At 61.3% G+C, this 23,029-nt stretch carries 19 protein-coding genes and 1 pseudogene; 6 read left to right on the top strand and 14 right to left on the bottom strand.

The window, feature by feature from the left end; all coding sequences use genetic code 11:
- Positions 1-53: 53 nt before the first annotated feature.
- The 5 genes from AC09SL_RS14370 to AC09SL_RS14390 form a co-directional block, all read right to left on the bottom strand.
- Positions 54-1,892 (bottom strand): amidohydrolase, encoded by a 1,839-nt coding sequence (locus AC09SL_RS14370; RefSeq protein WP_058546142.1) that lies wholly within the window; start codon positions 1,890-1,892, stop codon positions 54-56.
- Positions 1,893-2,012: 120 nt separating this feature from the next.
- Complete coding sequence (locus AC09SL_RS14375; protein ID WP_058546141.1) at positions 2,013-2,639, bottom strand: antibiotic biosynthesis monooxygenase; 627 nt, start codon at positions 2,637-2,639, stop codon at positions 2,013-2,015.
- The gene (locus tag AC09SL_RS14380; RefSeq protein WP_058546140.1) at positions 2,632-3,045 is read right to left on the bottom strand and encodes a DoxX family protein; all 414 of its coding nucleotides are present in this window, start codon (positions 3,043-3,045) and stop codon (positions 2,632-2,634) included. The genes AC09SL_RS14375 and AC09SL_RS14380 overlap by 8 nt, the downstream gene beginning before the upstream one ends.
- On the bottom strand, positions 3,042-3,989 hold the full coding sequence (locus tag AC09SL_RS14385) for a LysR family transcriptional regulator (protein WP_058546139.1): 948 nt from the start codon (positions 3,987-3,989) through the stop codon (positions 3,042-3,044). The genes AC09SL_RS14380 and AC09SL_RS14385 overlap by 4 nt, the downstream gene beginning before the upstream one ends.
- Before the next feature lie 59 nt (positions 3,990-4,048).
- On the bottom strand, positions 4,049-4,870 hold the full coding sequence (locus tag AC09SL_RS14390) for an alpha/beta fold hydrolase (protein ID WP_003203408.1): 822 nt from the start codon (positions 4,868-4,870) through the stop codon (positions 4,049-4,051).
- A gap of 485 nt (positions 4,871-5,355) precedes the next feature.
- Between AC09SL_RS14390 and AC09SL_RS14395 the strand changes: the two genes are divergently transcribed.
- Complete coding sequence (locus tag AC09SL_RS14395) at positions 5,356-8,145, top strand: ATP-binding protein (RefSeq protein WP_058546433.1); 2,790 nt, start codon at positions 5,356-5,358, stop codon at positions 8,143-8,145.
- On the opposite strand, the gene AC09SL_RS14400 is transcribed toward AC09SL_RS14395, so the two are convergent.
- Positions 8,107-9,597, bottom strand: a complete 1,491-nt coding sequence (locus AC09SL_RS14400; protein ID WP_058546432.1) for an ATP-binding protein — start codon at positions 9,595-9,597, stop codon at positions 8,107-8,109. The genes AC09SL_RS14395 and AC09SL_RS14400 overlap by 39 nt on opposite strands.
- Positions 9,598-9,779: 182 nt before the next feature.
- Positions 9,780-10,730 (bottom strand): GlxA family transcriptional regulator, encoded by a 951-nt coding sequence (locus AC09SL_RS14405; RefSeq protein WP_058546431.1) that lies wholly within the window; start codon positions 10,728-10,730, stop codon positions 9,780-9,782.
- A gap of 238 nt (positions 10,731-10,968) precedes the next feature.
- Between AC09SL_RS14405 and AC09SL_RS14410 the strand changes: the two genes are divergently transcribed.
- Together AC09SL_RS14410 and AC09SL_RS14415 are read left to right on the top strand one after the other, a co-directional pair.
- Entirely contained in the window at positions 10,969-11,691 is a 723-nt protein-coding gene (locus AC09SL_RS14410) for a pirin family protein (protein WP_058546430.1), read from the top strand.
- 379 nt (positions 11,692-12,070) lie between these two features.
- Positions 12,071-12,484, top strand: coding sequence for a hypothetical protein (locus AC09SL_RS14415; protein ID WP_058546429.1), 414 nt, complete (start codon positions 12,071-12,073; stop codon positions 12,482-12,484).
- A 120-nt stretch (positions 12,485-12,604) separates the two neighbouring features.
- On the opposite strand, the gene AC09SL_RS14420 is transcribed toward AC09SL_RS14415, so the two are convergent.
- The gene (locus tag AC09SL_RS14420; protein ID WP_058546428.1) at positions 12,605-13,648 is read right to left on the bottom strand and encodes a GlxA family transcriptional regulator; all 1,044 of its coding nucleotides are present in this window, start codon (positions 13,646-13,648) and stop codon (positions 12,605-12,607) included.
- Between the two features lie 293 nt (positions 13,649-13,941).
- Between AC09SL_RS14420 and AC09SL_RS14425 the strand changes: the two are divergent.
- Both AC09SL_RS14425 and AC09SL_RS14430 read left to right on the top strand, forming a co-directional pair.
- A pseudogene (locus AC09SL_RS14425) lies at positions 13,942-15,024 on the top strand (HAMP domain-containing protein); the annotation flags it as partial.
- Positions 15,025-15,117: 93 nt separating this feature from the next.
- A complete protein-coding gene (locus AC09SL_RS14430; protein WP_413468870.1) occupies positions 15,118-15,885 on the top strand; it encodes a methyl-accepting chemotaxis protein in 768 nt (255 codons plus the stop codon).
- 72 nt (positions 15,886-15,957) lie between these two features.
- Here the strand turns inward: AC09SL_RS14430 and AC09SL_RS14435 are convergent, their stop codons facing one another.
- From AC09SL_RS14435 to AC09SL_RS14460, 6 genes are all read right to left on the bottom strand, one after another.
- On the bottom strand, positions 15,958-16,821 hold the full coding sequence (locus AC09SL_RS14435) for a DMT family transporter (protein WP_226920918.1): 864 nt from the start codon (positions 16,819-16,821) through the stop codon (positions 15,958-15,960).
- Positions 16,814-17,098 (bottom strand): hypothetical protein, encoded by a 285-nt coding sequence (locus AC09SL_RS14440; RefSeq protein ID WP_058546426.1) that lies wholly within the window; start codon positions 17,096-17,098, stop codon positions 16,814-16,816. Before AC09SL_RS14440 ends, AC09SL_RS14435 begins: the two co-directional genes overlap by 8 nt.
- The gene (locus AC09SL_RS14445) at positions 17,089-17,757 is read right to left on the bottom strand and encodes a dimethylsulfonioproprionate lyase family protein (protein ID WP_058546425.1); all 669 of its coding nucleotides are present in this window, start codon (positions 17,755-17,757) and stop codon (positions 17,089-17,091) included. Before AC09SL_RS14445 ends, AC09SL_RS14440 begins: the two co-directional genes overlap by 10 nt.
- A 133-nt stretch (positions 17,758-17,890) precedes the next feature.
- Positions 17,891-18,790: a glycine betaine ABC transporter substrate-binding protein gene (locus AC09SL_RS14450; protein ID WP_058546424.1), complete on the bottom strand. Its 900-nt coding sequence runs from the start codon at positions 18,788-18,790 to the stop codon at positions 17,891-17,893.
- A gap of 200 nt (positions 18,791-18,990) precedes the next feature.
- Positions 18,991-19,926, bottom strand: coding sequence for an electron transfer flavoprotein subunit alpha/FixB family protein (locus AC09SL_RS14455; RefSeq protein WP_058546423.1), 936 nt, complete (start codon positions 19,924-19,926; stop codon positions 18,991-18,993).
- On the bottom strand, positions 19,926-20,675 hold the full coding sequence (locus tag AC09SL_RS14460; RefSeq protein WP_058546422.1) for an electron transfer flavoprotein subunit beta/FixA family protein: 750 nt from the start codon (positions 20,673-20,675) through the stop codon (positions 19,926-19,928). Before AC09SL_RS14460 ends, AC09SL_RS14455 begins: the two co-directional genes overlap by 1 nt.
- A 211-nt stretch (positions 20,676-20,886) precedes the next feature.
- On the opposite strand from AC09SL_RS14460, the gene AC09SL_RS14465 reads away from it, so the two are divergent.
- Positions 20,887-22,923 (top strand): NADH:flavin oxidoreductase, encoded by a 2,037-nt coding sequence (locus AC09SL_RS14465; RefSeq protein ID WP_058546421.1) that lies wholly within the window; start codon positions 20,887-20,889, stop codon positions 22,921-22,923.
- Positions 22,924-23,029: the final 106 nt, after the last annotated feature.

Below are 23,029 nucleotides of genomic sequence, written 5' to 3' on the forward strand. Positions count from 1 at the left end.
CGGATCGCCGACCGGAGCAAGCTCGCTCCCTCAGGGGGAAATCCGCGTGTTAGTCAAAAGGCAAAACAGGAACAGCCAAATGCGCCCCAGAAGCCTTGGAAATCACTGACCGGGACGTTCGACAACCGCGCCCGTTCATGGCTGTGGGAATGCACCGTGCACGGACCGCTGCACTGGTGGACCTGGGCCTGCAACGGTGACGTCGGGCGCCAGTGGCCCGGGACCTTGACCACCGGCGACCAGTCGGGCAGCACCGGGACGCTGGCCGGCCCGAGTTTTTCGAAGTCGCCGGCGGCGTACACCACCTTGCCGTCGACCACGGTCAGCACCGACTCGATCCACTTGATGGCTTCTTCCTCGACGCTGAAAAAGTCCGCGCTCAGGGCCGCCAGGTCCGCCAATTGGCCAACCTTGATCTGGCCTTTCTTGCCCTGCTCCGACGAGAACCAGGCACTGCCGTGGGTAAACAGTTCCAACGCCGTCAGGCGCGGCAAGCCTTCTTCGTGCAACGAAAGGCCACCGACCGTGCGACCGCTGACCATCCAGTACAACGAGGTCCAGGGGTTGTAGCTGGAGACGCGGGTGGCGTCGGTGCCGGCGCCCACCGGCACGCCTTCGGCGAGCATGCGCTTGATCGGCGGCGTGGCTTCGGCAGCCTTGGCACCGTAGCGGTCGACGAAGTATTCACCCTGGAAGGCCATGCGATCCTGGATCGCGATGCCGCCGCCCAGCGCTCGCACACGCTCGATGTTTTTCGGCGTGATGGTCTCGGCGTGGTCGAAAAACCAAGGCAGGCCGTTGAACGGGATGTCGCGGTTCACTTTTTCGAACACATCGAGCATGCGGCTGATGGATTCGTCATAGGTGGCATGCAGGCGGAACGGCCAACGCTGCTCCACCAGGTGCCGGACCACGGGCTCCAGGTCCTGCTCCATGCCAGGCGGCAGGTCCGGGCGCGGCTCCAGGAAGTCCTCGAAATCCGCCGCCGAGAACACCAGCATTTCCCCGGCGCCGTTGTGCCGCAGGAAATCATCGCCCTGGTGCAACTTGACGCTGCCGGTCCAGTTCTTGAAGTCGGTGAGCTCTTCCTTGGGCTTCTGGGTGAACAGGTTGTAGGCGATGCGCACCGTCAACTGCTCCTCCCGGGCCAACTGCTCGATCACCGCGTAGTCGTCCGGGTAGTTCTGGAAGCCGCCGCCGGCATCGATGGCACTGGTCAGGCCCAGGCGATTGAGTTCACGCATGAACTGGCGGGTGGAGTTGACCTGGTACTCCAACGGCAACTTCGGCCCCTTGGCCAACGTCGAGTACAGGATCATCGCGTTAGGCCGTGCCACCAGCATGCCGGTGGGTTCACCCTTGCTGTCCCGCACGATCTCGCCACCCGGCGGGTTCGGCGTGTCACGGGTGTAGCCGGCCACCCGCAGCGCGGCACGGTTGAGCAAGGCACGGTCGTACAGGTGCAACACGAACACTGGCGTGTCGGGAGCGGCCTGGTTGAGTTCTTCCAGGGTCGGCATACGCTTTTCGGCGAACTGGAATTCGTTCCAGCCGCCCACCACGCGCACCCATTGCGGCGTCGGCGTGCGGTCGGCCTGGTCCTTGAGCATGCGCAAGGCGTCGGCCAGGGACGGTACGCCTTCCCAGCGCAGCTCCAGGTTGTAGTTCAGGCCGCCACGGATCAGGTGCAAGTGCGAGTCGTTGAGCCCGGGAATGACGGTGCGGCCCTTGAGGTCGATGACTTGGGTAGCGCTGCCGCGCAGGGCCATGGCCTCGGCGTCGGTGCCCACGGCGACGAAGCGCCCCTGGCTGATGGCAACCGCGCTGGCGCGGGGTTTTTCACGGTCGACGGTATGGAACTGGCCATTGAACAGAATCAGATCGGCGTTCATCGGATTTCCTTTGACGATAAATGAATCGATAGGCGGCGACATTTAGAGGGATCGCTTCGCGATCCCACGGGGATAAATCCCCTCGCCACAACAGTGCTAGTCACAAAAGCTCGGCGCTGCTCAGGGCTCCAGGTGCACGTGAGCTTTCGAGTCCTCAAGCCACGGTGCGAACAGCCGGGTCGCCAGCGGCATGCACACGTACACCACCGAAAGCACGATGGTCAGGGTGATCAGGAACGTGGCCACCACGTAGTTGGAAAGAAAACTGTTGAGTTGCAGCAACGGCCCCCAGATCAGCGGCACCAGCAAGGTGTGCGGCAGGATGACCAGCAGCGTTACCACGGCCTGCTTCCAGCGTGGCGGCGGTGTGGCCGCATCGGCCAGCGGGGTGAACCAGAATTCCTTGTGCGCCCCGACTTCGGTCTGGTCACCGTCGGCCAGCAACGGCATGGCCTCCTCCACCAGTTCGCGGCGCTCGGGCGAGTCCAGCCAGCGTTGCATGGCCTCGGTGGAACAGAAGCGCAGCACGCAGGTGAACAGCGCCAGCCCGTCCTGCTTGCCCCGCACCACATCCACCCCCAGGTGCCCTGGCCATTGACCGGCCACGCGCACGATGCGGCGCAACCAGGCTTCATACGCCGCGTCCTGGCCGGCCTTGATCCGGTGCTTGACCACCAGGGTCACGATTTCATCGAAGCCGGGCTTGGCCGGGCTCGCGGTGGATTCAACGGTTTGAGACTCAGACATGACGAAGCACTCCAACAAAACGCGTATTGATTGCCAGGCGTCCGGGCCCGGCGATCAACACACTGGTAAATACGATCAGCAGCAGCCAGCCGAACTGGCCTTCTTCCAGGCTCCACTGCGGGTGCACCACCAGCAGCGCCACGACCAGCAGAAACAGAATCGGCAAGCACGCCAGGCGCACCAGCACACCGGCCATGATCAGCAGCGGACACAGCACCTCGGCGAAAATCGCCAGGACCAGGGTCGGCGCCGCGCCAAGGTGAAACGGGTCTTCGATACGGGTCAGCTCGACGCTGTAGTGCAACAGCTTCGGCAACCCATGGACCCACAGCAAAAACAACGCGCCACTCAGGCGCAGGAACAACAAGCCCAGATCCTGCAGCGGGCGCTCATCGGTCATGTTCATCGGAGGGCTCCGTCCGCGGCGATCGAAGCCGCCGCTGGCAGCGGTTGGGACATATGGCTGGCAATGCGCGAGCGCAGCCAGCGCTCGGCCGGGTCGTTGTCATGCACGCCGCTCCAGACCATCGACAGTTCCGCGGCATTGATCTCGAACGGCGGGTCCTCGGCGCGCAGCGCGCAGCCTTCCACCAGCGCGCAGGCGGCATAGTCGGGCACGGTGGCGATCAGTTCGGTGCCGGCCAGCAAGGCCCGCAGGCCGCTGAATTGCGGCACCGCCAGCACCACTTTGCGGGTCCGGCCGATGCGGGCCAGGTCCAGGTCGATGTTGCCGCTCAGGTCGCCCGAGAACGAGACCATGGCGTGGGGCCGCGAACAGTATTCGTCCAGGGTCAAGGGCCCCGGGCGCTTGTCGCCACGCAAGACTTTGCAAGGAATGTCCCGCAGCTTCTTGCGCTTGGCATTGGCCGGTAGATCGGTGGTGTAGCTGACGCCGACGCTGATTTCACCGCTGGCCAGCAGCGACGACATCAGCAGGAAATTGGCCCGGCGCACCACCACGATGATCCCCGGCGCTTCTTCGCGCAGTTGACTCAGAAGCGGTGGAAACAGGCCGAATTCGGCATCGTCGGACAGACCGATGCGAAACACGTCGCAACTGGTTGACGGATCGAACGCCTTGGCGCGGCTGACCGCGCCAGAGATGGTGTCCATGGCCGGTTGCAGCTCTTGCAGGATCGCCAGGGCTCGCGGCGTCGGCTCCATGCCGCGCCCGTGGCGGATCAGCAAAGGATCATCGAACAGATCCCGCAGCCGCCCCAGCGCCGCGCTCACCGCCGGCTGGCCCATGAACAGTTTTTCGGCAACGCGGGTCAGGTTTTTCTCGAACATCAGCGCCTCGAAGATCACCAGCAGGTTCATGTCGAGACGGCGTAAATCGTTGCGGTTCATGGGTGTGAGTCCTATCGATCCTGTGGGAGCAAACCCGCTCCCACAGTTTCATGGTTTGATCAACCCTGGATGAACGCCAGCAGGTCCGCGTTCAGGCGGTCCTTGTGGGTGTCGGTCAGGCCGTGGGGCGCGCCGGGGTAGATCAGCAACTGGGAGTTCTTGAGCAACTTGGCGGCGGCGATGCCAGCCGTTTCGATGGGGACCACCTGATCGTCATCGCCATGGACCACCAGGGTCGGCACGTCGATGTTGCGCAGGTCTTCGGAAAGATCGGTTTCCGAGAACGCCTTGATGCAGTCGTAGGTGTTCTTGTGGCCGGCGAGCATGCCCTGCATCCAGAACCAGTCGATCATGCCTTGGGACACCTTGGCGCCCGGGCGGTTGGCACCGAAAAACGCGCTGGCCACATCTTTGTATAGCTGAGAACGGTCGGCCAGGGAGGCCTGGCGGAAACCGTCGAACACTTCCACAGGCAGACCGCCGGGGTTGGCCGGAGTCTTGAGCATCAGCGGCGTCACCGCCGAAATCAGGCCGAGCTTGGCGACACGGGCGGCGCCATGGCGGCCGATGTAGCGCGCCACTTCGCCACCGCCGGTGGAGAAGCCGAGCAACACCGCATCCTTCAAGTCCAGGCGCTCGATCAGCTCGGCCAGGTCATCGGCGTAGGTGTCCATGTCGTTGCCGTCCCAGGGCTGGCTGGAGCGCCCGTGCCCACGGCGGTCATGGGCGATCACCCGGTAGCCATTGGACGCCAGGAACATCATCTGCGCCTCCCAACTGTCCGAGTTCAACGGCCAGCCGTGGCTGAAGACCACCGGTTGACCACTGCCCCAATCCTTGTAGTAAATCTCGGTGCCGTCGCGGGTGATGAAGGTGCTCATGACATGACTCCTTGAGGTGGGTGGATCGCTTTATGGTCCAGCCATGGGGGGTACCTGCGTGAGTTAAACGTTGTTAATTTTTTCGGCACGGCGGTGTTAAAAACCCGCTTCCGCGGGGCCGCCCCCGTAGCAGCTGCGTAGAAGCTCTGTAGGAGCTCTGTAGGAGCTCTGTAGCTGTGTAGGAGCTGTCGAGTGCAACGAGGCTGCGATCTTTCCAAAGACACTTGAATCTCAAGCGAAAGATCGAAAGATCGAAAGATCAAAAGATCGAAAGATCGAAAGATCGAAAGATCAAAAGATCAAAAGATCAAAAGATCGCAGGCTTCGCCAGCTCCTACAGAAGCCCAGCGCGAGCAAGCTCCCTCGCCACGGGATTTGCCGGCTGGAAGGCTGGGAGTAGAGCCTGCGCCGTTGCGCTTGAAGCCAAACCTGAGGAATATGCTCGGGTAACGCCCCAGCACCGGGACCAGAACATTGAGAGCAACATGAGCCAATACCTCAGCCTGCCCGTCGAACAGACGGTGCATTTCGGCCCTTATCGGGTCCATCCTCGCCAGCGCCTGGTGCTCGAGGGTGGGCAACCGTTGCGCCTGGGACGGCGGGCCGTGGAGATTCTGCTGGTGCTGCTCGAACACGCTGGCGAGGTGGTGAGCAAGCAGCAACTGATCGCCCGGGTCTGGCCCAGGAGCGTGGTGGAAGACACCAACCTGCGCGTGCACGTGGCGGCACTGCGCAAGGCCCTCGGGGATGGCCAGGCCGGGCAGCGCTACATCGTCACCGTGGCGCAGCGCGGCTACAGTTTTGTCGCGCCACTGTCATTCGAGCCGTTCGACCAATGGGCGCATATTCCTCATCCGTCTTTGACGCGCAACCTGCCGCTGCAGCGCACGCGCCTGATCGGACGCCAGGCCCTGGTGGAAAACCTGGTGGCCCAACTGCCGCGAAAACGCTTCATTACCCTGGTCGGCACCGGCGGCATCGGCAAGACCAGCGTTGCCCTGCGGGTGGCTGAACGGCTGATCGGCCAGTACCGTGACGGTACGCATCTGCTGGACCTGGCATCGCTCAACGACGCGGCCATGATCGCCCCCAACCTGTGCGCATTGCTCGAGCTTCCACTGCAGGACGGTGATCCGCTGGACGCCATCGCCCGGCAGCTCAGGGAGCGGCATCTGCTGTTGGTGATCGACAACTGCGAGCACCTGATCGACGCCATCGCCCAGCTCAGCGAAACCCTGCTGCGCGGCGCCCCCCACCTGCACATCCTGGCCACCAGCCGCGAAGGTTTGCGCGCCGAAGGTGAACACGTGCAGCGCCTGGACGCCCTGGCGTTCCCGCCCCGGGAAATGCCCATCGAAGGCTGTCCCGCCCTGGAATACCCGGCGCTTCAACTGTTTGCCGAGCGCGCGCTGGCCAGTCGTGACGACTTCGAACTGAGCGACCACGAGGTGCCGTTGGTGGTCGACATCTGCCAGCGGCTGGACGGCATTCCCTTGGCCATCGAACTGGCCGCCGGACAACTGGGCCGCTTCACCCTGGAGGAACTTCAGCGGCAACTGCAAGACAGCGTCGCCCTGCTTCACAACGACACCGACGCCGCACCGCGCCAGCAGACCCTACGCGCCACGCTGGACTGGAGCTTCACGTTACTCACGGCCTGCGAGCAGACCTGCCTGCGGCGGCTGGCGGTGTTCATGGGCAGTTTCAACCTGGCCTCGGCCGCCGCGGTGATCGTCGGCCAGCACGTCGCGCCCGACCAGGTGCTGCTGTCGGTCAGCCAGTTGGTCGCCAAATCGTTGCTCAATGTAGAGATCGGCGATGAAGAGGTGCGCTATCGCCTGCTGGACACCACCCGCCGCTATGCCTTGGAACAACTGGCCGAAGCCGGGGAGTTGGCGGTCAGCCAGGAACGCCACGCCGAGCGCTGCCTGGCGCTCATGGGGCAAGCGGAAAGCGATTGGGAAAACACCCCCACCCGACTGTGGATCGCCCGCTACGCCGACTATCGCGACGACATCCGCGCGGCACTCGACCGAGGCTTGGGCCCGCAGGGTTCACACGCCGTCGCGATCCGCCTGACCGCCCGTACCCTGCCCCTCTGGCAGGAGTTGTCGCTGCTCAAGGAACACGGTCTCTACGTCAACAAAGCGCTGCAACTGTTGCAGGCCAGCCCCGCGCCATGTCCTCGCCTGACGCTGGCCCTGGAACTGGCCCACGCCAGTTTCAGCTACCACACCGAGGGTGGCACGCCGACCACCGTCCGCGCCTTTGGCGCGGCCCGGCAACTGGCCCGGCAATGCCAGGACCTGGCCGGCGAGCTGCGGGCCGTGTCGGGGCAAATGACCGTCGACCTCAGTTGCGGCAGCTACCAACAGGCCCTGGCACACAGCCTGGATTTCGACCGGTTGGGCTTGCAGGGCGATCCGATCCTGTCCTTGAGCGCCCAACGCCTGCGGGTGCTGGCGCTGCATTTCACCGGCGACCAGGGCGCGGCGCGGCGCGAAGCCGAACAGGTAATCCAGCGCCTGGCCCAGAGCGGTCACCGCAGCCGTTTCACCCACGGCTTCGGCGTGCAATACGATCAAAGCGTAGCCGCGCTGACGATTCTGGCGCGCATCCTCTGGCTGCAAGGTTTTGCCGAGAAAGCCCGGCGCACTGCCGACCTGGCGTTGCAGATCGCCGTGCAGATCAACCACGGTATTTCGATCTGCTACACCTTGGCGCTGGCCGGTTGCGTGATCGCCCACTACAACGGCGATTATCCGACTGCCCGGGAAAGGCTCGACCTGCTGAAGCAGCAGGCCAAGAAACATTCGGTGATGCTGTTCCATGACTGGGCTTGCCATTACGACCGCGCATTCGATGACCAGCCCCTGACAACGCGCCCGCCAGACGGGTTGATCCAGGACATCGCCATCACCCTGCGCAGCGACTTCGTCAGCCCGGCGCAAATCGAACGGGCCCGCAGTGGCGCCGCGGGCTGGTGTTCTGCGCAGATCCTGCGGGCCAGTGCCGAGACCTTGCTGGCCCGCAACGACCCCTCTCTAGAGGAAGCAGCCGAAGCGCAACTGCTGGCCGCCCTGGGCATTGCCCGTCGTCACCAGGCCCTGGCCTGGGAACTGCGCAGCGCCACGTCCCTGGCTCGTTTGTGGCAGCGCCAAGGGCAAGCGCATGCAGCGCAGGCACTGCTCGGGCCCGTCTATCGACGCTTTACCGAAGGTTTCGAGACCCCCGACCTATTGGAAGCCAGCATGCTGCTCCAGGCGCTGACTTGACGGTTGGGGCCTTGAACGCCGGGCTCCCCAAGCGCCTTGCAGCACGTAACGCCGATGAAACACAGGCCACTGACCACTGCGCCGCAGTTTGTCCATGGCATAGGCGCGAGTGGTGTGGAGCAGATGAAAGCGCTCCCCTTCGGCAAGAGGCTCGACCATCAGCAGTGACACGCTTACCAGCCGCGACAGCAGCGAGGGTAATTGCCCGACACTCAATTCAGCGCAACTGATCACGGCCAGCGCCGCCTTGAGCGTAAACGGCCCCTCGAACACCGCCAGGCGCTGGAATGCGGTTTGTTCGTCAGTGCTCAAACGCTCGAAACTCGAGTCCAGCACCGCCTCCAGGCTTTGGTGTCGGGCCACCGCGGTACGCCGCCCGTGGCTCAAGAGTGATAAACCGTAGTCCAGTTGTTCCAGGACCCCCGCCACCCCCAACACGTCAACCTGGGCCGCCGCCAGTTCCAACGCCAGCGGCAACCCGTCCAGGCGCTGGCAGATCTGTGCAAGCGTCGGCCAGTCGCGGCCATCCGGCTTGAAACCCTCCTGCCGGGCGCCAACCCGCTCGATCAACAACTGCACCGCCGGACATGCCTCGATCTGGTGCGCCGGTTCCAGGGACGACGCCACGGCCAGGCCCGGCAGCGTGACAATCCTTTCGTCCGGCAAGTCCAAGGGTTCGCGACTGCTGAGCAGCAGCGACACCCCGGGCGCCGCCGCAGCCACTGCCTGGACCAGCTCCCGACAGGCCTCGAGCAGGTGCTCGCAACCATCGAGCACCAGCAACATCCGACAGGGTTCGAGGGAGCAAGCCAAAGCCCCCTGCTCCACGCCCAGCACGCCGGCCACTTGCGCCACCACTTGTGAGGGATCGCTGACGGCCGCCAGGTCAACGAACCAGGCACCGTCTTCAAAGTGTTCGAGCAGCAGCTCCGCCACCCGCGACACCACCGTGGTCTTGCCGGCCCCGCCGGGGCCGGTGACGGTGGTCACGGTTTGACGGGGCACTTGCGCCAGCAACCGCCCCAGGACCTTGTCGCGACCCACCACCGGGCTCAAGCGTGCAGGCAGGTTGTGTCGCTCGGCTTGGGGACTGACAGGCGACTCAACGCGCTCTTGCAACGCCAGGGGCACTGCAAGGCAATAGCCTTGTCGAGGATGATTGAGGATATAGCGAGCGCCGCTGCGTCCATCACCGAAGGCCCGCCGCAGCGCCGCGATGTGCACCCGCAGGTTGATGGCCTCCACGACGCTGTCAGGCCAGACGTGGGCGATGAGCGTTTGCGTGCTGACGTAGTGGCCGGCGTGTTCCACCAGCACCTGCAGGACATCCAGGGCACGGCCGCCCAGTGCGAGGGGCTGGCCGTCACGGGTGACCAGCCGCTGCTGCCGGTAGAAGGCAAACGGACCGAAGCCCACCGCCGGCTCGCTATCGGGTTTGACGAAACTGTTCATGGGCGATCCAGCGCCGGATAACCGGTGCGGGCGTCAGCGTGCGAATCATCGAACACGTCTGCCCTGGCTCCTGCGCATCCTTTCCAAAGGGTTCGCCGTTATCTTGGCAGGCACAGGCTTGAGGACAATACTGGCACAGGGAGCGTCACGGACATCACGGTGCCCTGGACGGACACCATGGCTCAACTGAACTGCTGGCGATACTGCACCGGCGTCAGCCCGAGCTTTTCGCTGAACAAGAAGCGCATGTGCCGCACACTGCCGAAGCCACTGCGAAACGCCACGGTCTTGAGCGGCAGGTCGGTGCTTTCCAGCAACTGACGCGCCCGGTCGATGCGTGCGCCCTGCAGGAACTCCATGGGCGTCATCTTCACTTCACGGGCGAAGACCCGGGCGAAATGCCGCGCGCTCATGGCCGCCAGCGCGGCCATGCGCTCGATGGTGAAGGGTTCTTCCAGACGTTCCATCACATGATTCTGCACGCGGGTAATGGCCGATTCCTGCGTCGACACCGCCGCCACCGAGGGGCTGAACTGCGCCTGTCCACCCTGGCGCTTCATCACTACCAGCAACACCTTGGCCACGTCCAACGCGACTTTGCGGCCATGGTCCTGGGCGACGATGGACAGGGCCAGGTCAATCCCGGCGGTGACGCCGCCGGAGGTGATCAGACGCCGATCCTGCAGGAAGATCTTGTCGGTTTCCACCAGGGCCTTGGGGAAACGCTGTAACAAACGTTCGGTGTAATGCCAGTGGGTGGTGACGCGATAACCGTCGAGCAAGCCCGCCTCACCGAGCACAAAGACCCCAGTGCAGATGGAGCCGTAGCGCGTGGCCCGTTGTGCCGCGGCCCGCAGCCAGGTGTGCAACCCCGGATGCTGGTCGTTATAGGCTCCCGGCCCGCCCGGCACCAGCAACACGTCATAGGCCGCCCATGCCTGGTCGATATGGATATCGGCCTGCACCGTCACGCCATTGGACGCTCGCAATGGCCCTCGCTCGGTGCCCAGGGTGAGCAATTGATAACGCTGATCCGGCTCGAGATAGCGATTGGCGATGGAAAACACCTCCAGAGGCCCAGCCATGTCGAGCAGCAAAAAATCCGGGAACAGCACCATTGCAACGGTTTTCATCGGGAAGACGCCAAAAAATCCAGACACTATAAATGCCCCTGTGGGAGCGAGCTTGCTCCCATAGGGTTTATGCATTATGTCGAAGCGAAGCATCCGCCGGTAGCATTCTCGATTGTCTACCGATAACGGACAGTCTTTCGTTTTCCAGCTGCTTATTGAACATTTTGATAACCATTAACCTTCTTCTGAACCCGGCGAACGGCCCCAGCCGTCGCCCATAGACTCAGGAGAATTCATCATGCTGACCCTTCGCAAAGCTTCGGATCGCGGCATTGCCCGCCACGGCTGGCTGACCTCGTTCCACACCTTCTCGTTCGCCAACTACCGTGACCTCAACGAACAGGGCTTCTCCGACCTGCTGGTCATCAACGATGACCGCGTCGCCGCTGCCAAAGGGTTCGGCCAGCATCCCCACCGGGACATGGAGATCTTTTCCTATGTGCTTGAAGGGGCGCTGGAACACAAGGACACCCTGGGCACGGGCTCGGTCATTCGCCCGGGTGACGTGCAGTTGATGAGTGCCGGCAGCGGCGTGGCCCATAGCGAGTTCAACCATAGTGCGGACGAGCCGGTGCACTTCCTGCAGATATGGATCGTGCCCAACGTCAGCGGCGCCACGCCCCGCTACCAACAGGAGCATTTCAGCAGCGAGCAGAAAAGCGGTCGCCTGCAATTGATCATCTCCCCCGACGGTGCCGACGGCTCGCTCAAGGTGCGCCAGGATGCACGGGTCTACGCCGGGCTGTTCGATGGCGAACAAAGCGCCACCCTGACCCTGGCACCGGATCGCTATGCCTATGTGCACGTGGCACGAGGTGCTGTGGAGCTCAACGGCATATCGTTACAGGAAGGTGATGGCGTGCGGGTGCGCGAGGAGCAGCTCCTGACCTTCAATAACGGCCGGGATGCCGAGGTGCTGGTGTTCGACCTACGGCCGCAAGAATTGCCGCAGATGCCATGAAGCAAGCGGGAAGCCTTGTGGGAGCGAGCCTGCTCCCGCAAGGTCCCTCTCTGGCAATGAGCGAAAAAGACTCGAAAGTCCTGAATCCATGATCAATGACTCCTTTGGGGCGAAAAACATCTAAAAAAAGTCTAGCTCTGCGAAGAATCTAGGCTTTGATAATGGGAGCGGCGCATTTTGGGAGGGTCACTGGGCCGCCTACCTACGTTCGCCTGTTGCCACGAACGGGGTCGATCTATAAAGTTCCCCAAATGACCTCGTTTCTGACCGATGGCCATTGGATTACTAGCCAAAGCAAATTGACCCAGCGCGCGCACCAAGGCAAAATGATCTCACTTTGCCATTGATTCTCCTGACTTGCTTATTCACGGAAGAAAGCATGAAAACCGTTATATCCCTCGCGTTACTCTTCATTGCGTGCAATTCGGCTGCGGACGTCCAGAACATCAAGTACCTCTACGATGATTCGGATGCCGTGTACTCCATCGTTTCGTTTGTCGACAGCGGTTCAGCCATCCAGGCCACCGTACAAAGATCGGGCGCTTACTTCACCAACTACACAAAGCTTGAACTCGACTGTGCCACCCGCAATGTTCGGCACATGGGGATGTACAACAGCCTTTCAGGGGTGGAAAAAGCCCAGTTCGACCAGATGGAAGGGCGAATCATCGACGGCTCGATAGCCGACGAAGTTGGAAAGGTGCTGTGCAAGGACACAACCCTGACCGCTTCAAAAGCAGCGAAGCAAACTGAAGACCTGCCCACCGAAACCCAAACAGACGATAACACCTGATTCAGGTCCGTAGCGCGGGAGCTATGTGGGAGCAAAGCTTGCTCCTCACACAGCTCCCGCGCTACGGCGCGGCAACGCCCTCTCCCCCCCTGAAAACTCATCTGTGATCTGCCAGCGTCTTCATCGCAGGGTTTGCTTGCGCTCCGATTTCGAGCGATAGCTACCAGGCGGCACACCAAAAAAATCCCGGAAACGACGCTGGAAGTGCGGGGAGCTGACGAAGCCTGTCGCCACGGCGATTTCGGTCACGGATCGATTGGTTTGCTGGATGAGCTGGCGGGCACGGGTCAAGCGCAGCTCCAAGTAATAGCGTGTGGGGGTCGCACCGAGAAAACTGCAGAACCGCCGCTCCAACTGTCGCTTGGAAATCTTGACGCACGCCGCCAGCTCATCGATGGTCAACGGCTCTTCTACGTTTTGCCACATCAGCTCCAACGCCAGCTTGAGGCTTTCCGGCAGCGTCGGGTCGGTCTCGACGAAGATCGGAGGCAGGTCTGTCGCATCATCGCCTGACTCGTCACAGCGAAGAATTTCCTCGATGGCGCCCACCAGCGCCGCCCCGCCCGTCTGGCGAATCAACTGGAGCATCATGCGCAGCGAACTGTTGGCGCCCGCACAACTGACCCGCTCCCGATCAACGACATAGGCCCGGTTGGACACCTTCACATGGGGGAACACCTCCGCCATCATGGCGCGGCTTTCCGGGTGGACAGCGCATTCGAAACCGTCCAGCAGATTGGCATCGGCCACGAAGAAGGCGCCGTTCCACAGCCCTCCCAGTATCGCCCCGGACGCCGCGTTGGCGCGCAGCTTGCGTCGCAGCAAGGGATGGCCTTGCAACTTCACGCGAAAGCCTCCGGCGACAATCAGCACGTCCTGGTTTTCCGGCATCTGCGCCAGTTCGATGTCGGTCGAGATGACAATGCCCAGGTCGCTCGTCACTTGCCCACCCGAAACCCCTACCGTGAGCACCTTATAGAGGGGCATGTCGCTCATCAGGTTGGCGGTCACCAGCGCGTCCACCGCACCGGTGAAGGACATCATCGAGAAATTATCCATCAATACAAACGCGACGCGGATCGGTGCCTGGCTGGCAGGCGCCGATCCGAGTGGTCGATAAGCCATGTTCTTGTTTTTGAGTACGCTCTCGAATGCGCTTGGCATAGGGCCTCGTTAATACATTAAAGACGATGAGGATTGACGGCACGCGGGTGTCTTGAACCACCGGGCGAAGGAACAGAGCAAACCACACTATCTTCCAGACTAGTCAAACCGGCTGCAATCACCCCAGCGCCCCCTACTGGTCGACCCGCGCCAAAATGGCAAGCCTCAAGTGCCTACGACTTTGGTCGATACACTGGCAGTAGGTATGGGCGCTTTTCCCTTTAAGAGACTCGCAACGCCAACCACAGCTGTTTCCGCCGTTCCAACACTTAAAATATTCCGCGGGAGAAGTCATGAATATCAAACAGAAGCTGACATGGGCGTTCGCGGCCATCGCCTGCCTTCCGGTTATCCTGGTGGCGGTGCTTGTCGTGCTGAACCTGCGCGACGCCGCAAAAGCCAACTTCCTGGACAGCAGCGGACGTGAAATCCGTCAGATCGACAACGGCATGAAGCAGTTCTTCGATGGCATCATGCAAAACGTCGAATTCTTCGCCAAGGATCCGCGGATCGTCGCGGCCAAGGACCTGAAAAACTATTCCGGTGCCGACGCCGCACAAATTCCTCTCCCCGAGAACAACAAACAGCTTTTGGATATCTTTGACAGATTCGCCAAGAGCCACCCGACCACAGCCTATCTTTCCCTGGGCCTGGAGGACGGTGGCTACGCCAGTTGGCCGGATGATCCGAAGATTTCCAACTACGATCCACGCGTGCGCCCCTGGTACAAGGCGGCCATCGCCAATCCGGGCACTACCGTGAAGACCGATGCCTATTACTGGGCGCCGGACGATGTGTCGCTGATCGGCATCGTGCACACCGTCGCCGATGCTGGCGGCAAGCTGGTGGGCGTGGTCGGCCTGGACGTATCGCTCAAGCAACTGACCGAACTGGTCAAGAACATCAAGCTGGGCGAGAGCGGCTACCTGATGCTGGTGGAAGCCAACGGCAACGTCCTGGTGGACCCTGCCGATGCCAAGCACAACTTCAAGCCGCTGGCCGACCTGGGCCCCAACTATGCCGAACTGGCCAAGAGCAGCGATGGCGTGACCCAGATCGAGATTGACGGCGTGTCTTACATGGCCAACGTGGTCACTTCCAAAGACCTGGGCTGGCGCTTCATCGGCCTGATCAAACGCGATGAAGTGATGGCCGAGGCCTCGAGCCTGACTTGGCTGATCGCCGCCATCGCCGCCGCGCTGGCAGTGGTCTTCGCCGTGGTGGGCGCCAGTTTCGCCAGCGTGATCGTGCGGCCGATCCGCGGCGTTGCCAACGGCCTGCAGGAAATCGCCGAAGGTGAAGGCGACCTCACCCGCAAGCTCTCGGTGCAAGGCAAGGACGAAACCGCCACCCTGGCAAGCTGGTTCAACCAGTTCCTGGGCATGATCGCCCAACTGGTGCAGCGCATCGGTAGTGCCTCATCCGATCTGCAAACCGCCGCGGCCGACACCAGCGAAGTGGCCCAGAACATGAACGAAGCGGCCGGGCGCCAGCGCCAGGCCGTGGAACTGGTGAGCACCGCGTTCAACGAAATGGTCGCCACCGCCAACGAAGTGGCCCGCTCGTGCAGCCAGGCCGCGTCCAGTGCGGACGAAGGCTATCGCGATGTACACGATGGCCAGCATCACATCGGCGAAGCCACCGGCAGCGTGATGAAACTGAGCGAGGACCTGCAACAGTCGACCCAGACCATGCAGGCGCTGGAACAGGACAGCAAGAACATCAACACCATCCTCGACACCATTCGCTCCATCGCCGAGCAGACCAACCTGTTGGCGCTGAACGCCGCCATCGAAGCCGCACGGGCCGGCGATCAAGGTCGCGGGTTTGCCGTGGTGGCCGACGAAGTCCGGGCCCTGGCGCGGCGCACCGCCGACTCCACCGGCGAGATCGACAGCCTGCTGGGCAACCTGGCACGGCGCACCCAGGAAGTGACCCAACAGATGCAAAGCAGCCTGCAGGTGTCGCACACCAGTGTGGAACGCATCCAGCAGGCCCGCGACAGCTTCGACAAGATCCGCAACTCGGTGGACTCGATCCGCGACCAGAATACGCAGATCGCCACAGCGGCAGAGGAGCAGCACCAGGTGGCCGAAGACATCAACCGGCACATCGCGCAGATCCATGCCGATGCCCAGTTGGTCGAGGAATTCGCCCACTCGGCGCAGACCGGCTCGGGGCGTCTGACGGATATTTCCGGGCAGCTCAAAGGCTTGGTGGGGCGCTTCAAGTTCTAAGCAGTAGTGCCTGGAAGAGCCAAGGATGGCTCTGTGCGGATCACGAGTCGGCGATAAGGAAAATCGCGGTACCTACCCTTTCGCCTTGACCGCATACAGACCACCGATGACCACCAGGCTCGCCCCTACGACTGTCCATAGGTCCGGCAATTCGCCAAACACGAACAGGCCGATGAACGTGGCGAATACCAGCAGTGTGTAATTGAAAGGCTGGAGCGTGGCCGCCGTCGCATATCTGAGCGCCTGGATAAGTAAAAGCTGGGCCACTACACCTGTGGAAGAAAGCACCCCCATCAAGACCCACTCCATCGGACTCGGCGCAACCCATCCGGGAAGGCCGGGAACCGTGACGGCCATTGCGCCGAAAAAGCCCATGTAGAGCATGTTCGTAGCAAACGAATCGTCGCGGCTAATCCGCCGCGTCAGCACATTGAACACGGCGAACCCCAGCGCGGACATCAGGGGAATCAACGCTGCGAGTTCGAAGACACCCGTGCCGGGGCGAAGGATAACCAACGTGCCCAGGAAGCCTATCGCAGCGGCAATCCATCGACGCACGCCAATGAACTCACCCAGAAATGCTCCCGCCAAGGCCAGCGTCATCAGGGGAAAAACCGCATACAAGGCATGCATCTCAGCCAAGCCAAGATAACGCAGGCCAAATCCAAACAAAGCGATTTCTCCCACCCCAACCAGGGCACGAGTTATCTGGAGAAAAGGATGCTGGCTTCGACATGCGGTTCGCAAACCTCCCTGATAGATGCCATAGCCAACGGCAAACGCAAGGAATACCCAATAGCGCACCATGACGAGTTGGGCGACGGGCAGATCCCTTACCAGCACTTTGGTGACGCCATCCTGGCTCGCAAAGATCAGCATGGACAAAAGACACAAGGCGATGCCTAGCTGAGGCCGCGGCGCATCATGATCACGCACCGTGCACACTATCCTTGGTCGATGCCATCGGGGCGGTATCGTCACGCGGGCCGTTATCCCTGCGCCGTCGTGCGATGCTATGGCGCAACGTATCCCTTTCCAGCGCCTCGACCGCTACAAACGCTTCAACGTCGGCCCCGGCCTCCACTTTTTCAATGAAATGCAAAATCGCCTTCTTCATGAACCAATGTGAGGTGCGATCCAACTTGACCGCCGCCGACTTCAGCCTGGCACGCGTATCCCCATCCAATTTGATGCCCAGTGTGGTTACCGACATAGCTCAGCCTCTGAATGAATCAAACCCCATAAAGCAAGAAGTGGAACGCACGTCGATCTCATTGCATGCATGCAAGAAGGCGGATTGAAGACCACGCCCCCCGCGCCAGGACTCCACCAACCCACGTCCTCCCGGTACCAGTCGCCCGGCGAAAGAACGAGATAGAACTCGGCAGGAGGGTGTTGGTGATAGGGGTAGCAAGTCTCGGGCATCATGAGCGCCAACCCCAAGGTCAAGGTGGAACACTCAAAAAGCGCTCCCGGACCGGCGATCATCCCGTGGCGATGCCGCTCCACGAAAGCGCTGTCCTGGTCGGCCCGAGCTTGGCGGTTTATCCAGTGAAGATGGGGCAAGAGCGTCATCAACGCATCCCGTATCGACGCCAGATGCGGACTGCTCCTGGGTGCAGCATTGAGTGCCTGGGATAAACTGGGTGCCAGGCACTCTGGTAATGCACGTGGTGTTTCCAATGTTTGTTTCAAGGTCCATCGGGCAGCATCCAGGACACTCGCATGCGCCTGTATCGAATCCGGCTCTCCATTGCGAGCCTGGTTCAACAGCGCCGCATGAAGCGCTCGTTGAAGCGACTTCCCGCGACTCAAGACATCCGATTCCAACAACACATGCCCGGTATTGTTTACCATCATTTTCAACCCCATCCCGAGCCGGACTGCAACGGCTTAACCGACGCAAGCCTTGGCCGTAGTTTTCAGGGTATCGCTTTAAGCTCATCGACACGGCCGGCGCCCCTCACACCTGGCCAAGGGCACCGGACTGCAACACCGCAATGGATTACTGGGACGGTGTGACGGAGGCGGTCTGACTGCCGAACATCGCCTCGAAGCGAGGCTTGTTGGCGGCGTAGTACTCTGCAACGACCTTGTCTGCCGAACTGTCACGGGCGGTGGACATCAACTTCTCAAGGTCAGCCTTGGGGATCTTGAAGTTGGCGAAGAACCGGGCTACATCGGGATGCTCGGCGCTGAAGCCTTTGCGGGCAACCGCGTGAATTTGCTCGGCACCACCGAAAATCTGCTTCGGATCATCCAGGTAGCGCAGCGGCCACTTGGCAAACATCCAGTGCGGGCTCCAGGCATTGATCAACGACCATTTGTCACGCTTGAGGTTGCGATCGAGCTCACTCAACATTCCAGACTCTGAAGAAGCGATCATCTTGTAACCATCGAGTTTATATTCCTTGATGGCCTTTTCCGTGAGTTTGTATTGACCGTTACCCACTTCCGAAGTCAGGATCTTGCCGCCCAGTTTCTCCCGCACTTCTGGCTTATTAAGATCTTCGACGCTGGCAATCTCGCTGGTTGGAATAGAAGTAGGCACCGCCATGCCAATCCGACCTTCATATAGCACGCCGAGGTCTTCGAGCTTATCCTGGTATTTGTCGTAGAACGCCTTGTGAGTGCTCGGCAGCCAGACCATCGGGATCAGGTCGATATTGCCGTTAGCCAAGGCCTGGAACTGAATGCCTATATCGGCGAGCACCAATTTGACCGGTTGCTTCAAGTGGTCGCGCAATGCTGTATCTGCCAGCTTTACAGCAATTTCCGTATCCGACCAATTCACCCATCCAATACGGATGGGCGTCGGTTCCTCGGCGTGAGCCATCAGGCTACCGGCGGCCATCGCCAGGCCTGCAAGCCAGCCGATACAAGTTTTACTGGATAACGTAATCATGGTGCATCTCCGCGTACTGTATTAATAGTTATTGGCAGGGCAGCAGAAGAATTAACTTCCCTCATAAAAGCAGAGTGCCATTACACCCTCAAGGGATTTTATGTTATGCATGGATAAGTTTTAGTTATACGAAAACCCTTCATGTGTTCAGGTCGTTCGGCCCTCCTCCGCCATTTGGCGGCGCTTATAAATGTAAGCACTCACAATGCGTTTTCGAGCGCCGGCAAGGCCTCGAACAAATCCGCCACCCACATGTAATCCGCCACTTGGGCAATCGGCGCTTCAGCGTCCTGGTTGATCGCAACGATGACCTTTGAGCCACTCATGCCCGCCAAATGTTGAATGGCGCCGCTGATACCCGCGGCGATGTAAAGCTCTGGCGCGACGATTTTCCCCGTCTGCCCGACCTGCAAATCATTGGGGACAAAACCCGAATCCACCGCGGCACGCGAGGCCCCTACGGCACCACCGAGCTTGTCGGCCACACGCTCGATCAAGGCGAAATGTTCCTTGGATTGCATGCCGCGGCCACCGGAAACAACGACGCGGGCACTCGACAAATCGGGCCTTTCACTGGCCGTCAGTTGTTCGCTCACGAAACGCACGTTGCTTGCGCTTTGCCCGCCCTCCACCGCCACCACTTCGCAACGATGTTCATGGGACAAGGCCTGGGCGAACGCCGAGGCACGAACGGTGAGCAACTTGATCGGGTCAAGGGACTGCACCGTGGCGATGGCATTGCCGGCATAAATGGGGCGCTGGAAGGTGTCCGCCGAGACAATCTGGGTGACGTCGGATAGCATGCCGACATCCAGGCTGGCCGCGACCCGTGGCAACACATTGCGGCCCATGCTGCTGGCGTCGGCAACGACGTGCGTATACCCCTCGACCACCAGTGAAGTGATCAGCGGCTGGGCATTTTCAGCCAGGGCGTTTTCGAACATCGCACCTTGTGCGAGCAGCACCCGGTCCAGGCCCTGGGCCAGTGCTGCCTGTTGCGCCACTGCCGACGCGTCCGTCCCGCCCATCACCAGCAAATCCGTCTCGGCCCCCAGTGCCATGGCGGCGGTCACGGCACTCCACGTACCTGCCGTCAGCTGACCTGCACTGTGCTCGGCGATCACCAATGTGCGCATCAAATCACCCCCGCAACATTTTTCAGTTTATCCACCAGCTCGGCCACCGAACCGACGTTAATGCCCGCTTTGCGCACCGCAGGCGGGACAACCCCTAACAATCGAGCGTGTTCCTTCACGCTCGCACCCAAGGTGTCAGCAGCAATGATTTCCAGCGGTTTTTTCTTGGCTTTCATGATGTTCGGCAACGAGGCGTAGCGCGGTTGGTTCAGGCGCAAGTCGCAGGTCACCACAGCCGGCATCGCGAGGGCGAGCACCTGGCTGCCACCGTCCACCTCACGCTCGACCACCCATTGCCCTTCAACGTGATTGATTGCAGAGGCGTAAGTGGCCTGACCGCTGCCAAGCAGCTGCGCGACCATTTGCCCGACCTGGTTGTTCTCCTGGTCGATCGCCTGTTTGCCGAACAGGATCAGTTGCGGCTTTTCCTGATCGATCACTTTGCTCAGGTACTTGGCGACGTTGAGCGGCTCGAGTAGCGCACTCGTCTCGACCAGCAGCGCCCGGTCCGCACCGAGTGCCAAAGCCGTGCGCAGTTGTTCCTGGGCCGCCGAAGTGCCCACCGAGACCACCACCACTTCGGATACCAGCCCCTTCTCCTTGAGGCGAATCGCCTCTTCCACCGCGATTTCGCAGAACGGATTCAAGGCCATCTTCACGCCATTGAGCTCAACGTCTGAACCGTCGGCTTTCACCCGGACTTTTACATTCGGGTCGATGGCGCGTTTTACCGCAACGAGCACTTTCATAGTTCTTTGCATAGCCCCCTTGCACTCTGGATCGATGCGGGATGACCGACCGGATATGCCGGATCACCCCTGTTTCGACTGGATGGTAATCCTGGTTTTTCCGCCACGCAAGAAAAATGTACACCTGTGTCTCAATCATTGACACACATGAACATTCAACTTACCGTTATGTCAAACCAAGCCTGATGTTCTGTTCCCGGAGCGCAACACCATGTCCAGCGATCCTCTGCTGCAGCCCTATAAGATCAAACACCTGACCCTCAAAAACCGGATCATGACCACCTCCCATGAGCCCGCTTATCCTGTCGACGGTATGCCGAAGGATCTGTACCGCGCCTACCACGTTGAACGCGCCAAGGCCGGTGTGGCGCTGACCATGACGGCGGGCTCCGCCGCCGTTTCCCGGGACAGCCCGCCAGTGTTCAACAACGTGCTGGCGTACAAGGATGAAGTGGTCAAATGGATGAAGGACCTGACCGACGAATGCCACGAACACGGCGCGGCGGTGATGATCCAGCTGACCCACCTGGGACGGCGTACGCGCTGGGACAAGGCCGACTGGCTCCCGGTGGTATCGCCTTCCCATCGTCGTGAAGCGTCCCACCGGGCCTTCCCGAAAAAGATGGAAGAATGGGACATCGACCGGATCATCAAGGATTACGTGGACGCCGCCGAGCGCATGAAGGCCGCCGGTCTTGATGGTTTGGAACTGCAGGCCTACGGGCACCTCATGGATCAGTTCTGGTCGCCCCTGACCAACGATCTCGACGGGCCCTACGGTGGTTCGCTGGAAAACCGGATGCGCTTCACTTTTGATGTGTTGCGCGGCATTCGCCAGCGTTGTGGCGAGGATTTCCTGCTCGGGGTGCGCTACACCGGCGATGAAGACCTGCCCGGCGGCTTCGGTGCCAGCGATGGCCTGCAGATCTCCCACATGCTCAAGGACAGTGGGCTGGTGGACTTCCTCAACGTCGTTCGCGGGCACATCGATACCGATGCCGGCCTCACCGACGTGATTCCGATCCAGGGCATGCGCAACTCACCGCACCTGGATTTTGCCGGCGAGATTCGTTCGGCCACCGGCTTCCCGACGTTCCATGCGGCCAAGATCCCGGACGTCGCCACGGCGCGACACGCCATCGCCTCCGGCAAGGTGGACATGATCGGCATGACCCGGGCGCACATGACCGACCCGCACATCGTGCGCAAGATCATCGAGAAGCGCGAAGAAGAAATCCGCCCCTGCGTCGGCGCCAACTATTGCCTGGATCGCATCTATCAGGGCGGCGCTGCGTATTGCATCCACAACGCCGCCACTGGCCGCGAAACCACCATGCCCCACGAAATCCCCAAGGCGGCTGTCAAGCGCAAGGTGGTGGTGATCGGCACCGGCCCGGCGGGCCTGGAGGCAGCACGGGTGGCCAGCGAACGTGGCCACGACGTCACGGTGTTCGAAGTGGCGGATCAGCCCGGTGGGCAGATCCGCTTGACTGCCCAGAGCGAGCGTCGCCGCGAGATGATCAGCATCATCGACTGGCGCATGGCGCAATGCGAACGGCTGGGGGTGAAGTTTCATTTCAACACCTGGGCCGAAGCCGAGACGGTCATGGCCGAGGCGCCGGACGTGGTGATCGTCGCTACCGGCGGCTTGCCCCATACCGAAGTGCTCAAGCAGGGCAATGAACTGGTGGTGTCGACCTGGGACATCATTTCCGGCGACGTCAAGCCCGGCCAGAACGTGCTGATCTTCGACGACGCCGGCGACCATGCGGCGCTGCAGGCGGCCGAGGTCATCGCCAACAGCGGTGCAAAACTGGAGATCGTCACGCCGGACCGCTCGTTCGCACCGGAGGTGATGGCGATGAACCTGGTGCCTTACATGCGCAGCCTGCAAGACTTGAACGTCACCTTCACGGTCACCTATCGGGTCGATTCCGTGGAGAAACGCGACGGTCAGTTGCTGGCCAACTTCGGCAGCGATTACGGCCAGGTGCATAAGCAGCGCGTGGTCGATCAGGTGGTGGTCAACCACGGCACCCTGCCCCTGGACGATTTGTACTTCGAGCTGCGCCCGCATTCGAGCAATAACGGCGCGGTGGAACAGCACGACCTGATCGCCGGCAAAACCCAGAATATCGTGACCAACCCTGAAGGCCGCTTCCAGCTGTTCCGGATCGGCGACGCGGTGTCGGCGCGTAATACCCACGCGGCCATCTACGATGCGCTGCGGCTGGTCAAGGACATCTGAAGTCATGACCCTGGACAAGATCAACGACGCCTTCGAGTTGATGCACAGCGGGCAAAGCATTCGCACCGTCATTCATTTCTGAGTTTCGGTCGATCGTTCAACTACC

It is taken from the genome of Pseudomonas sp. PF05, assembly GCF_056521845.1.